16 protein-coding genes are annotated in these 12754 nt (G+C 59.3%); 9 read left to right on the forward strand and 7 right to left on the reverse strand.

Annotation, left to right across the window (positions count from 1 at the left end; all coding sequences use genetic code 11):
• Position 1 precedes the first annotated feature (1 nt).
• From folK to VFW72_RS10420, 6 genes are all read left to right on the forward strand, one after another.
• The gene (gene folK, locus VFW72_RS10395; RefSeq protein WP_329674227.1) at positions 2-535 is read left to right on the forward strand and encodes a 2-amino-4-hydroxy-6-hydroxymethyldihydropteridine diphosphokinase; all 534 of its coding nucleotides are present in this window, start codon (positions 2-4) and stop codon (positions 533-535) included.
• 250 nt (positions 536-785) lie between these two features.
• Entirely contained in the window at positions 786-998 is a 213-nt protein-coding gene (rpsU, locus tag VFW72_RS10400; protein WP_012346814.1) for a 30S ribosomal protein S21, read from the forward strand.
• A 126-nt stretch (positions 999-1124) separates the two neighbouring features.
• Positions 1125-1571, forward strand: coding sequence for a GatB/YqeY domain-containing protein (locus VFW72_RS10405; protein WP_329674228.1), 447 nt, complete (start codon positions 1125-1127; stop codon positions 1569-1571).
• 26 nt (positions 1572-1597) lie between these two features.
• Positions 1598-1951: a TIGR01244 family sulfur transferase gene (locus VFW72_RS10410; RefSeq protein ID WP_329674229.1), complete on the forward strand. Its 354-nt coding sequence runs from the start codon at positions 1598-1600 to the stop codon at positions 1949-1951.
• Between the two features lie 7 nt (positions 1952-1958).
• Positions 1959-2489 carry a TRAP transporter small permease subunit gene (locus tag VFW72_RS10415; RefSeq protein ID WP_329674230.1) on the forward strand — a complete coding sequence of 177 codons (531 nt, stop codon included), beginning with the start codon at positions 1959-1961 and terminating at the stop codon, positions 2487-2489.
• Complete coding sequence (locus VFW72_RS10420) at positions 2489-4048, forward strand: TRAP transporter large permease subunit (protein ID WP_329674360.1); 1560 nt, start codon at positions 2489-2491, stop codon at positions 4046-4048. Before VFW72_RS10415 ends, VFW72_RS10420 begins: the two co-directional genes overlap by 1 nt.
• Before the next feature lie 101 nt (positions 4049-4149).
• Here the strand turns inward: VFW72_RS10420 and VFW72_RS10425 are convergent, their stop codons facing one another.
• Together VFW72_RS10425 and pmbA are read right to left on the reverse strand one after the other, a co-directional pair.
• Complete coding sequence (locus tag VFW72_RS10425) at positions 4150-5232, reverse strand: TRAP transporter substrate-binding protein DctP (protein ID WP_329674231.1); 1083 nt, start codon at positions 5230-5232, stop codon at positions 4150-4152.
• A 44-nt stretch (positions 5233-5276) separates the two neighbouring features.
• Positions 5277-6662: a metalloprotease PmbA gene (gene pmbA, locus VFW72_RS10430; RefSeq protein WP_329674232.1), complete on the reverse strand. Its 1386-nt coding sequence runs from the start codon at positions 6660-6662 to the stop codon at positions 5277-5279.
• A 41-nt stretch (positions 6663-6703) separates the two neighbouring features.
• On the opposite strand from pmbA, the gene yjgA reads away from it, so the two are divergent.
• Positions 6704-7303 (forward strand): ribosome biogenesis factor YjgA, encoded by a 600-nt coding sequence (gene yjgA, locus VFW72_RS10435; protein ID WP_329674233.1) that lies wholly within the window; start codon positions 6704-6706, stop codon positions 7301-7303.
• A complete protein-coding gene (mog, locus tag VFW72_RS10440; RefSeq protein ID WP_329674234.1) occupies positions 7300-7890 on the forward strand; it encodes a molybdopterin adenylyltransferase in 591 nt (196 codons plus the stop codon). The genes yjgA and mog overlap by 4 nt, the downstream gene beginning before the upstream one ends.
• 11 nt (positions 7891-7901) lie before the next feature.
• Here mog and sigJ read toward each other — a convergent pair whose 3' ends face one another.
• The 5 genes from sigJ to VFW72_RS10465 all read right to left on the reverse strand — a co-directional run bounded on the left by sigJ (position 7902) and on the right by VFW72_RS10465 (position 11527).
• Positions 7902-8834: an RNA polymerase sigma factor SigJ gene (gene sigJ, locus VFW72_RS10445; RefSeq protein WP_329674235.1), complete on the reverse strand. Its 933-nt coding sequence runs from the start codon at positions 8832-8834 to the stop codon at positions 7902-7904.
• Positions 8831-9373: a hypothetical protein gene (locus tag VFW72_RS10450; protein ID WP_329674236.1), complete on the reverse strand. Its 543-nt coding sequence runs from the start codon at positions 9371-9373 to the stop codon at positions 8831-8833. Before VFW72_RS10450 ends, sigJ begins: the two co-directional genes overlap by 4 nt.
• A 1-nt stretch (position 9374) precedes the next feature.
• A complete protein-coding gene (locus VFW72_RS10455) occupies positions 9375-9803 on the reverse strand; it encodes a hypothetical protein (RefSeq protein WP_329674237.1) in 429 nt (142 codons plus the stop codon).
• A 76-nt stretch (positions 9804-9879) separates the two neighbouring features.
• The gene (gene cysE, locus VFW72_RS10460; RefSeq protein WP_329674361.1) at positions 9880-10674 is read right to left on the reverse strand and encodes a serine O-acetyltransferase; all 795 of its coding nucleotides are present in this window, start codon (positions 10672-10674) and stop codon (positions 9880-9882) included.
• 109 nt (positions 10675-10783) lie between these two features.
• Positions 10784-11527, reverse strand: a complete 744-nt coding sequence (locus tag VFW72_RS10465; protein WP_329674238.1) for an RNA methyltransferase — start codon at positions 11525-11527, stop codon at positions 10784-10786.
• 212 nt (positions 11528-11739) lie between these two features.
• On the opposite strand from VFW72_RS10465, the gene VFW72_RS10470 reads away from it, so the two are divergent.
• The gene (locus VFW72_RS10470; RefSeq protein ID WP_329674239.1) at positions 11740-12723 is read left to right on the forward strand and encodes an inositol monophosphatase family protein; all 984 of its coding nucleotides are present in this window, start codon (positions 11740-11742) and stop codon (positions 12721-12723) included.
• Positions 12724-12754: the final 31 nt, after the last annotated feature.

Here is a 12754-nt window from a genome sequence, read left to right on the forward strand (position 1 = left end):
AATGAGCCCATCCTCCATGCCTCCCACTTTTCGAGCCTTTGTGGGCATGGGGGGCAATCTGGGTGACGTGTTTGCGCGCCTGAGGTCCGCCGTCGCGGGCTTGGGACAACTTCCTTGGACCGAGGTCGAGGCTGTATCCGGTGTCTATCAAACCCGGCCAGTCGATGCCGATGGCCCTGACTACCTCAACGCTGTGGTCGCCCTGCGCAGCAGCCTGGGTCCGCAAGAGTTGCTGCGCGCTTTGCTGAGCCTGGAATGCGAACACGATCGCACACGCCCTTACTGGCACGCGCCTCGCACGCTCGATCTTGATTTGCTCTGGTATGGCGGCGTGCGTCTTGACACACCCACTTTGACCTTGCCTCACCCACGCATGTTGGATCGCGCCTTTGTGCTGGAACCTTTGTGCGATCTGATCCAGAATCAGGGCTGTCTCTGGCCACATGATTTGCCCCAACCCAGTGCGGCGCGGCGTGCTGAACTGGCTGCGTTGCAAGGTATTTCGAAAATGGAAAGCATTTCCCTGACTAAATAGTGGAAATTTGTTGAAAATCGGGGTAGAATCTCAGGCTTTGTTGGTGGGGCTTGCTTTGATGCTTGCAAAAAAGTCCCCTGGCGTGGCGGTTTAGTCCCAGTCATGCACACCCCGTTGGGCAGACCCGTTTCCATCCGCGGAAACCGGGAGCGGGCCCTGGCCCGGAGGCCTGTGTGATTGATCTGAACGGTGCGGCAGAGGCCATTGAAGCCAGCCCTTTGAATGCATTCAAACTGAAAGCGAATCTGTAATGACGACCATCCGTGTCAAAGAAAACGAGCCGTTTGACGTCGCTCTGCGCCGTTTCAAGCGCACCATTGAAAAGCTGGGTCTGCTGACCGAACTGCGCGCCCGCGAGTTCTACGAAAAGCCCACCGCTGAGCGCAAGCGCAAGAAGGCCGCCGCCGTCAAGCGCCACTACAAGCGCGTGCGCAGCATGCAACTGCCCAAGAAGCTGTACTGATCCGTACAGTTTCTTAACCAGTCAAAATTGGCGTATCCGCCTGACTGGTCTGCACAAAGCCCGCGCGGGGACGCCCATGCGGGCTTTTTGTTTTTCGTTCCGTTTTCAACAGGAAGAACCATTGCCATGAGCTTGAAAGCACGTATCTCTGACGACATGAAGGCCGCCATGCGCGCCAAAGAAGCCGATCGACTGGGCACCATCCGCATGCTGATGGCTGCCATGAAGCAAAAGGAAGTCGATGAGCGCGTGGAGTTGGACGACGCGATGATTGTTGGCATCGTTGACAAGCTCATCAAGCAACGCAAGGACGCGGCTCAGCAATACACCGCGGCCGCCCGTCAAGATCTGGCTGACAAGGAAAACGCCGAAATCGTCGTGCTGGAAGGCTATTTGCCCCAGCGTTTGACGGCCGAAGAAATTCAGGCTGCGGTCAAGGCCATCGTGGTTGAACTGGGTGCCGCAGGCCCTGGTGACATGGGCAAGGTCATGGGCGTGGTCAAACAACGCCTGGCTGGTCAGGCTGATATGGGCCTGGTTTCCGCAGCGGTGAAGGCCGCTTTGGCCGGCTGACACTCAAGCACTCAAGGAGACGGACGATGAGCAACTCTGTGGCGCTGCAGCCTATTGCCCCTGACGTTTACGTGGCCCCTCAACTGACACCCGAAGCCATGGCTTCGGCTGCTGAGGCGGGCTTCAAGGCGGTGTTGAACAACCGCCCCGATTTTGAAGGCGGCCCCGATCAGCCCACCAGCGCGGTCATCGAAGCTGCGGCCAAGGCGGCCGGCCTGGCATACGCCCATTTGCCTGTGCAAGGCGGCTACCAGTCGCCCGAGGAAATTGCGCAGTGCGCTGAGTTGCTCAAGTCTTTGCCTCGTCCGCTGCTGATGTTCTGCCGCAGTGGCGCCCGTTCGACCAAGCTGTACCAACAAGCCGTCGCACTCGACGATTGAGGCTGTCATGAACGCATACATCCGTGGGATGGATGCGTTGTCGCGCTTGTTTGGCCATGTGGCGAGCATTCTGGTGCTGGCCACATGCCTCATTTGTGCCGGCAACGCCAGCGCGCGCTACGCGCTGCACATGGGCTCCAACGCCTGGCTTGAAATCCAGTGGTATCTGTTTTCTGCCACCGTGTTCTTCGGTGCGCCTGCCCTGGTCACACTCAATGAACACGTCCGTGTCGACGTCGTGTATGGCTCCCTGAGCGGTCGCGCCAAGGCCATCATTGATCTGCTGGGCTTCGTCTTTTTCTACATGCCGGTGTGCATCGTCATGGTGTGGGCCTCATGGCAGTTTGTGCAAGACGCCTGGGTGCAACAGGAAATGTCGAACAACTCCGGTGGTCTGATTCGTTGGCCGGTGAAAGCCTTGATTCCGGCCGGCTTTGGCTTGCTGATCTTGCAGGGCGTGGCTGAGATCTTGAAGCGCATTGGCTTCCTACGAGGCACCTACAACATGGACACCCATTACGAAAGGCCTCTGCAATGATCCCGATGGAGTACATGGCTCCACTGATGTTTGCGGCCTTGGTGGTGGTGATGCTCATTGGCTTTCCAGTGGCGTTTTCTCTGGGGGCATTGGGCTTGGGGTTTGGCTTTCTCGCGGTCGAATGGGGTTACTTCCCTGAAGCCTTTTTGAACGTACTGCCCCTGCGCATTTTCGGCATCATGTCCAACGACCTGTTGCTGGCCATTCCCTTTTTCACCTTCATGGGGGCCATCCTGGAGCGGTGCGGCCTGGCAGAGGACTTGCTCGAAGGCAGTGCTCAGTTGTTTGGGGGCGTTCCGGGTGGGCTTGGCTTTGCCGTCATCATCGTGGGGGCCATTCTGGGCGCCATCACCGGTACGGTGGCCGCCAGTGTGATCGCCATGGGCGTGATCTCCTTGCCCATCATGATGCGCTATGGCTACGACATGCGCTATGCCACGGGTGTCATTGCCGCGTCGGGCACGATCACGCAGCTCATCCCGCCATCGCTGGTTCTGGTGGTGTTGGCAGACCAGATGGGCAAGTCTGTGGGCGACATGTATAAGGGTGCCATTGGCCCCTCCATTCTGCAAACAGCCATCTTCTTGCTCTACACCCTGGGTGTGGCCTTGTTGCGCCCGCAGTGGGTTCCGCCCATTCCGGCGGAAGCACGTTTGACCCGGGGGTGGGAGCTGTGGCGCCGTGTGCTGTGGGGCATGATCCCTTCCATCGTGTTGATCTTCCTGGTGCTGGGCACGATCTTCATGGGTTTGGCGACCCCAACCGAGGCAGGCGCCCTGGGCGCGATGGGCGCTTTGGCACTGGCTGCCATGCACAAGCGCCTGAACTGGAAGCTGGTCTGGCAGGGTATGGATTCGACCATGCGGGTGTCGGCCATGGTGGTCTTCATCTTGATTGGCTCGACCGTGTTTTCGCTCGTGTTCCAAGGGGTGGACGGCAACAAGTGGATCGAAGGCATGTTGTCGCATTTGCCTGGGGGCAAGGTCGGCTTCCTGATAGCGGTCAACGTCTTCGTGTTCTTCCTGGCCTTCTTCCTCGACTTCTTCGAGATCGCCTTCATCATCGTGCCGCTGCTGGCCCCGATTGCCGACAAGATGGGCATTGACCTGATCTGGTTCGGTGTGCTGCTGTGTGTGAACATGCAAACCAGCTTCATGCACCCGCCATTCGGCTTTGCTCTGTTCTATCTGCGCGGCATTTCTGACCAGATCTACAAGAGCGGTTCGATTGATCGGCCTGTGCGCTCCAAAGACATTTACCTGGGGGCATTGCCCTGGGTGGTGATGCAGTTGGTCTTGGTGGCGGTTGTGATTTTCTGGCCCTCGTCAGTGACCTATTGGTTGGACAAGGAAGAGGTGGTGGACCTGGACAAGGTTCAGATCCAGATGCCTGATTCAGATGATCGTGATGACGCCAGCGCACCCCAAGTGCCTGATGACGATCAGATGCCATCTCCTGCTGCGCCTGAGGCGGCTGCCTCGGGGGCCTCTGCGCAAGAAGCTGAAGACGCGAATACCCGTGCCTTGGAAGAGGCATTGAAGGCCGAACAGCCACGTTGAGTGCGGTGCAGACCGGTCGCATAAAACGTGACAAAAAAAGCCGCTGGAATTCAGCGGCTTTTTTCTTTGCGCCAGACGTTTGCCTGACGTTGGTTTGTGGCTTACAGCTTGGCGTTTTGCATGTAGCTGTCGTAGCGCGCTTCGGTGAAGCGGAACCACAGGTTCTGGTCCTTCAGGAACTTGGCGTAATCGGTGTACACCTTGCGCCAGTTGGGGTTCTTGGCATTGAGGTCGGCATAGATCTCTTGCGAGGCCTTGAAAGCCGCGTCCATGACGTCCTTGGGCATGGGGGCCAGGTTCACTTTCTGAGCTGCCAGTTGCTTCAAGGCTGTGGGGTTGCGGGCATCGTACTTGGCTTGCATTTCGACGTGGGCCATATAGGCGGCCGTCTCGATCATGCTCTTGTACTCATTGGGCAAGGCGTTGAAGGCTTTGTTGTTGATGAAGAAGTCTAGTTGGGGGCCGCCTTCCCACCAGGCTGGATAGTGGTAGGTGGACGCGACTTTGTGGAAGCCCAGCTTCTGATCGTCATAGGGGCCTACCCATTCGGCGGCATCAATGGTGCCCTTTTCCAGTGCGGCATAAATCTCGCCGCCGGGAATGGCTTGGGGCACGGCACCCAGGCGCTCGATCACACGGCCGGCAAAGCCGCCGATGCGCATGCGCAAGCCCTTCATGTCGGCCACGGACTTCAGCGGCTTCTTGTACCAGCCGCCCATTTGAACGCCGGTGTTGCCGCCAGGGAAATTGATGATGTTGTACTTGGCGTAGAACTCACGCATCAACTTCAGGCCGTTGCCCTCCATCATCCAGGCGGTGGTTTGACGGGAGTTCAGACCGAAGGGAATGGCACAGCCAATGGCGAAGGTTTCATCTTTGCCGAAGAAGTAGTAGGGGGCCGTGTGGGCCATTTCCACCGAAGCGTTCTGTACCGCGTCAACCACTTCGAAGGGCTTCATCAGCTCGCCGCCTGCGTGCACCGAGATCTGGAATTTGCCGCCCGACATGTCGGCCACCTTCTTGGTAAAGGTTTCGGCTGCGCCGTAGATGGTGTCCAGCGATTTGGGGAAGCTGGAGGCCAGACGCCAGCGAATCGTGGTTTGGGCGTGCACGATGGCTGGTGCCGCGCCGGCTGCGAGGATGCCGGCAATCCCGGCCTGGTTGATGAACGAGCGACGTTGCATGTGGGCTTCCTTGTCTTTTTGTGTTCAGGGCAGGGCGGTGCAGTTCAATGCCCGGCAATTTTCATTTTTTCGATCAGCACCGAGCCAATCGTTTTGCTGCCATAGGTGTAGGCATCGGCACCCACGGCCACGATTTGCTGGAACATCTCGCCCAGGTGACCGGCGATGGTGATTTCGTGAACCGGGAATGCAATTTCGCCGTCTTCCACCCAGTAGCCTGCGGCGCCGCGAGAGTAGTCTCCGGTCACGTAGTTCACACCCTGGCCCATCAGTTCGGTCACGAACAGGCCACGGCCCAGTTTGCGCAGCATGGCCTTGAGGTTGTCCTTGGGTTGGGTCAGTTTGCTGGTCAGCACCAAGTTTTGCGAGCCACCGGCATGCCCAGTGGTGCGCATGCCCAGTTTGCGGGCGGAGTAGCTCGACAGGAAGTAGCCTTGCACCACGCCGTTCTTCACGACGTGGCGTTTGCGGGTCAACACACCTTCGTCATCAAACGGGGCACTGCCTTTGCCTTTGAGGATGTGGGGGTCTTCCAGCACATTGATGTGTTTGGGAAAAATGGGCTGGCCCAGGCTGTCGACGAGGAAGGTGGCCTTGCGGTACAGCGCACCACCGCTGGTGGCTTGAACGTAGGCGCCCAGCAGCCCGGCTGCCAAGGTGTTTTCGAACAAAACGGGTACTTCGCAGGTGGCAATCTTGCGTGACTTCAAGCGGGCGAGGGCGCGTTCGGCTGCGTAGCGACCCACGGCCTCGGGCTTGGCCATGTCTCTGGCGTCGCGCTCGGAGGTGTACCAAAAGTCTCGCTGCATGTCGTTGCCACGACCGGCGATAGGCGACACCGACAAGGAGTGGCGCGAGCTGGCGTAGCCCCCCCGGAAGCCCCGTGTGTTGCCGGCAAAGAAATGCGATTGTTGGGCCGATACGCCAGCACCTTCGGAATTGGTGATGCGTTTGTCCACTTCCAGGGCGGCTGCCTCGCAACGTCGGGCCAGTTCCGCAGCCTTGTCAGCGGTGACCGACCAGGGGTGGAACAAGTCCAGATCGCGCTTGGCAGCCTTGCCCAGAGCGAGGTCCTCTACATCTGGCAGGCCGGCGGCGGGGTCTTCTGCGGTGTAGCGGGCAATGTCGTAAGCCGCGCGCACCGTTTGCTCGATGGCCTGCGGCGAGAAGTCAGAGGTGGACGCATTGCCGCGGCGCTGCCCCACAAATACCGTGATACCGATGGTCTTGTCGCGGTTGCGCTCGACATTCTCAAGCTTGCCCTTGCGAACAGACACCGACAGCCCCACGCCTTCCGAGACTTCGGCTGCAGCGTCGCTTGCTCCCATCTTCTGGGCGATCGAAAGCGTGTCTTCAATCAGTTGCTGAAATTGATCGTGGCTGTAAGCAAAGCCAGATTGCGGAGATTTCGTCGATTGTTTGAGGGCCATGTTCGCGACTTGTGTGTAGGCCCCCGTATCATAGCGAGGACATGAATTCGAACCATTTTGATCAAGACGAGGGATTACCCCTCGAAGACGAAAACGGCTATACCCGTCCGAGCAAGAGTGCGCTGAAACGACAGTCGCATGAGTTGCAGGACTTGGGCGAACAATTGCTGGCCATGCCCGACTCGCGTCTGGCCGACATTGACATGCCCGAACGCCTGCGCGACGCCCTGGCCGACTACAAGAAAACGCGTTCTTTCGAAGGCAAGCGCCGCCAGCTGCAATACATCGGCAAGGTGATCCGTTCCGTGGACGCCGAGCCTTTGCGCGAAGCTGTTGCGCTCTTCCAACTGGGGCACGCGAAAGACCAGTTGTCCTTGCACGAGGCTGAGCGTTGGCGAGCCGAACTGATTGCCGATGAAAAGGGGGCGTTGAGCCGCTGGGTGGAAGAGTTTCCCGATTCGGACCTGCAGCAGTTGCGTGCCCTGATTCGCAATGCCAAGAAAGACGCCGCCCTGGAACCTGAAAAGCGCAGTGGCCGAGGCTTCCGCGAGCTGTTCCAGTTCATCAAGCGGGCGCAAGAAGATCAGAAGGCGGCTGCCAAGCAGGCGCCTTTGGCAGACGCAGACCACGACGAGGAATGACCGTGAGCTTGGATCCCGTCAAGATCGGTGTGGTCTCTATCAGCGACCGAGCCAGCACCGGCGTGTACGAAGACAAAGGTCTGCCAGCCTTGCAAGAGTGGCTGGGCCGAGCCGTGCGCAACCCGATCACCTGGGTGCCTCGCTTGATTCCCGATGAGCGTGCTGGCATTGCTCAAACCTTGCGTGATCTGGTCGATGTCGAAGGGTGCCACCTGGTGTTGACCACCGGCGGAACTGGCCCTGCGCCGCGCGACGTCACGCCCGAGGCGACACTGGATGTGGCCGACAAGGAAATGCCCGGCTTCGGTGAGCAGATGCGCCAAATCAGTTTGCGCTTCGTGCCCACAGCCATTCTGTCGCGCCAGACGGCGGTGATCCGTAAACAGGCCTTGATTCTGAACCTGCCAGGTCAGCCAAAATCGATTGCAGAGACCCTGGAAGGGTTGAAAGATGCCGACGGCAAATCCATCGTGCCCGGCATCTTTGCGGCGGTGCCCTATTGCATTGACCTGATTGGCGGCCCCTATATCGAAACCGATGCGGCGGTATGTGACGCTTTTCGCCCCAAATCTGCCCGCCGGTCCTGATTGGGCCGCGTTCAGGCCTGTCCTGCTGGCCGGACGTGCTGGAGCTTGTCCGGGTTGCGCATCACGTACAGGCCTGCCACCAGGCCGTCGGCATTGATGTCGATGGCCATGGTTTGAACCACATGCCCCTCCGGTGCGATGAAGATGGCTCCAGGCAGGCCGTTGATGACGGCTGGTTGAACGGTACCTGGGTTTTTTGCCCACAAGTGAGCGAAACCGACCAGGGCTTGCGCGACTTTGGTGGCCCCTTCCAATGGGCGGGGCACTGCATTGGCTTTCCCTCCGCCATCTGACAGGAACACGACGTCTTGCGCCAAGGTCTTGGCGAGTTGGTCGACATCACCCAATTGCAGCGCTTGTGCAAAAGCGGCTGCTACGAGCATTTCCTGTTGCGTGTCTCTCGCTCGCCGCATTGTCATCCGGCGTGGTTTGGTTGGTGTGGATCCAGCCTCGCCGGAAAGGTGTTGCCTGGCCCGTTGCGCAAGTTGACGACAGGCCGCGGGGCTGCGATCTAGCATTTGGCTGATGGCGTCAAAATCCCAATCGAATACTTCGTTGAGCAGGAACACAGCGCGCTCCGCTGGCGTCAGACGCTGCAGCACCAGCAGGAATGCAATCTCCAGGTCTTGAGCGAGAGACAGGGTTTCGTCCGCGCCAGGCGCGGGGGGGAGCCAGGCATCCACCCAGGGTTCAGGTAGCCAGACGCCAAAGTAGCTCTCGCGTTGATGCTGGGCTGACTTGATGCGGTCCAGGCACAGGCGCGTCGCCGTTTGTGCCAGGAAGGCACGCGGTTCAACAATGGTGTGGTGGGGGACATCTCGCCACCGAAGCCAGCAGTCTTGCACCACGTCTTCTGCCTCAGCTACTGAGCCCAGCATGCGGTAGGCCAAGCCGCGCAGGAAGGAGCGGTGGGTTTCAAATTGCTGCGTCGAGGTGTCAATCATGATTGGTCCCAGTCAAGAGCTTGGCAGCTGCCTTGGTGCCCCAACGCACGTTTGATGAGAGGGAAGCTGCGCGCCCCGGTCATTGCCAGCGTAAGCGAGACCAAGCCGCGCGGCCCCCATTTTTCAAGAATGCGTTCTCGAAGGGCCTGACTGTTGGCGTCGAAATCGGGGTGGACGGTCGATTTTGCCCATTCATAGACCAACGCAATGTCTGCAGGCAACGCGGCCACGTGGCCTTCACTGATGGCTTTCATGGTCGATATGGGTAGGCCTTCTTCTCGACCCATGTTTACCAGCAACTGCAGGCACGAACCACAATCTTCTCTCTCTGTTGCCACCCATTTCGCCGTAAACCATGGGCCGAATGGCACCACTTGGCGGTGTGATGCCAGCTTGAACAGGCCAGAGAATGCGCTGAATTCCTTCAGGCCAGAGGAGAGAATGGCTTGGGCGTAGCCCATGTCGTATTGATATTGGCGTTCAAAGGCACGGAGCTGACGCCGGATCAACATGCTAGCAAGTGCTCGAATGAATTTCATCTCAAGCTCCTTGACGTTGTGTAGCGCTGTGTCCGCCAAGCGCCGAGTCATTCGTTTTTGACCAGGTGATCCAAGCGGCCAGCAGGGCTGGAGCCGTGACCCCCGGGGCCGACTCCAGCCAGGTTTGCCAGCCGCACATATTCGTGGCGACCTCGTACAGGTGAATCAAGGCATGGAGAACAAGAAAGGCGCTGGGCCATGCCATCGTCCGCAAGCCGATCTGAGGCTTGAGTGACGCTTGCATGAAGGCCAAGCCGCTCACCAGGTAGGCGGAGCCCACATCGCGCACCAGATGGGCGTTCAGTGGGCCGGTGAGTGATACGGTGGGAACATGCCGGAACCAGAGTTCGGGGGCAATGAGCATGGCGGAACCGTTGGCCAAAAGCCCTGATCCCAGCAGGCAGGCCGCCTTGGCCTTGATGGATGTCATCTGTAGTCTCGTCATGGAAGTGGTCATACCTTCATGACGAGTCAGGCTTGCATTGTGTGACGCGAAGCCTGAAAAATCAAACCAAGCGGTTCAGCCCCTCTGCATCGAAGTGCTCGGTGGTTTGTGCATCGGTGGGCAAACAGGCGCGTGCGTCTTCGGTGCGAGCTTCTTTGGCCAGTTTTTCAATGGCCTGCCACAGCAGCATGATCTGGTGTTCGTGGCCCGAAGCGTTGTCAATCAAGCCCTTCAGTGCTTGCGACAGCGGGTCGTCGCCTTCCGTCACCCCGTAAGCAGAAAAGCCGAGCTTCGCGGCCAGGGCTTCGCGTTCGGCTTGTTTCTCATCCAGCACCTGGGCCTTGGCCACGATGATGCGGGCGGGGTTGCCCACGGCCGTGGCGCCAGCTGGTACAGGCTTAGTGACCACGGCATTCGATCCCACGCGGGCGCCGTCGCCCACTGTGAACCCGCCCAGAACCTGCGCGTTGGCGCCCACGATCACCCCTTTGCCCAGAGTGGGGTGGCGCTTGGCTCCCTTGCTCAGGGATGTGCCGCCCAGGGTCACGCCCTGGTAGATGGTGCACTCGTCGCCGATTTCAGCCGTCTCGCCAATCACCACGCCCATGCCATGGTCGATGAACACACGTCGGCCCACTTTGGCGCCCGGGTGAATTTCTATGCCAGTCAGGAAGCGCGAGAGATGGGAGATCCAGCGCCCCAGCCATTTGAAGCCGTTCGTCCAGCAACGGTGCGCCAGACGGTGCATGGCCAAGGCATGCAATCCGGGGTAACAGGTCAGCACCTCCCAGGCCGTGCGTGCGGCGGGATCACGTTCCAGAATGCAGGCGATGTCTTCTCTGAGGCGGGCAAACAGCATGAACAGCTTGGCTTATGCGTTTTGGGTATGAACAGCTTGTCAGTGTAAGGGCTGGCTCAATAACCGGCCGCGCAACAAGGGTGGCGAACGATGCTTGATTCCTCGCTCAGGGCTTGCTGCAACGCGCCAGCATGGCCTTGGCAATGCCTCGCAAGATGTGGATTTCCTCCTGACGCAACTCTGCCCGGTTGAACAATTGATTCAGTCGGGGCATGAGTTTCTTGGGCGCGGCGGGGTCAAGAAAACCAATGGCTTTCAGGGCTTCTTCCCAGTGGGTGAGGGCACCTTGCACGGCTCGGCCATCCGCCAGTTGTGGGTCAGCTGTGCGCGCTTGCACCGGAAACCCGCCCAGGGCCTGTCGCCATTCATATGACAGCACCTGAACGGCTTGCGACAGGTTCAATGAGCCGTAGTCAGGGTTGGTCGGAATGCTGATGACGGCATGGCAACGGTACACATCTTCGTTGCTCATGCCATAGCGCTCGCTGCCAAACACGAATCCAACTTTGTGAACGGGTTGATGGCGGGCCAGTTCTTCCAACCCTTCCCGAGGGGTGAGGGTGCGTGGACCGAAGTCGCGCGGGGTCATGGCCGTGCCAATGGCGTAAGTCACTCCTTCCAGGGCCTCCTCCAGGGTCGAAACCACCTTGGCTCGAACCAGAATGTCGGCCGCGCCGCTGGACATGGCCACCGTTTCCTCGTGAACCAGCACATCGTCAAAGCGCGGGCGAACCAGCACCAGTTCAGAAAAGCCCATCACCTTCATGGCGCGGGCTGTGGCGCCCACATTGCCTCGGTGGCTGGTGTCGACCAGGATAAAACGCGTGGGATCGGGGCTGGATTGGGTCATGGGGTGGGGGAAATACTTCACAAACTGGCGATAAACCCTTGATTCGGCAAGACTCTTTGCCTAGGGCATTGCAAAAAGGGGTGTACAAAATCAGGGTTATCGATACAATGCGAGATTCTCCCTCGTTCTTTGATCACTGCTGCGCCCTTTTCACCGCCGGCTGCGCTTGTTTGCGTGCCGCGGGTATTCCTATCGGTTTCCGAGGTCTGACCATGTCTCAAACTCTGCATCCCATGCTCAACATCGCCATCAAAGCTGCCCGCGCGGCTGGTGCGATCATCAACCGAGCATCGCTCGATGTGGAGCGTCTGACCGTCAGCGCCAAGTCGCACAACGACTTCGTGACCGATGTGGATCGGGCGGCGGAAGAAGTGATCATCGACACCATCCTGGAAGCCTATCCAGGGCACGGCATCCTGGCCGAAGAATCCGGCCGTGAGCGCGGTGCCAAGCACAGCGACTACGTCTGGATCATCGATCCGCTCGACGGCACCACCAATTTCATCCACGGCTTCCCCGTTTACGCGGTGTCCATCGCGCTGGCTTTCCGTGGTCAGGTTCAGCAAGCCGTGGTGTACGACCCCACCCGCAACGACCTGTTCTATGCTTCCAAGGGCAAGGGCGCCTACCTGAACGACCGCCGCATCCGCGTGTCCAAGCGTACCCGCATGCTCGAGGCCCTGATCGGTACCGGCTTCCCCTTCCGCAAGGGCGACAACTTCCAGCGCTACATGCGCATGTTCGAAGACGTGATGGTGCAGTGCGCTGGCGTGCGCCGCCCCGGCGCTGCCTCGCTGGACCTGTGCTACGTGGCCGCAGGCTACTACGACGGCTTCTTTGAAACCGGCCTGAGCCCTTGGGACATCGCTGCTGGCTCGCTGATGATCACCGAGGCCGGTGGCCTGGTGGGCAACTTCACGGGTGAATCCGACTTCATGTACCAACGTGAAATCGTGGCCGCCACACCGCGCATCTATGGCCAATTGGTCAAGACCTTGGCACCTTACACCCGTGTCATCGCCGACGCCCCCGTCAACGGTGAGGCCGCTGAGGGCGAACAAAGCGACGAGGCCGTGAAGGCCTTGGCTGAGGCTGAAAAGGCGGCTCAGAAACAAGCAGAAGAGAACAAGCCCAAGCGCATTCGCATTTCGGCACCCAAGGCCGACGGCGACCAAGGCAAGGACGCGCCGTTCTGATTATTTGAATTTCCCTTTGCTTGCGGGGCAT

Source organism: Aquabacterium sp. (assembly GCF_036273115.1).
In the GTDB taxonomy this organism is placed as follows: Bacteria; Pseudomonadota; Gammaproteobacteria; order Burkholderiales; family Burkholderiaceae_C; genus Aquabacterium.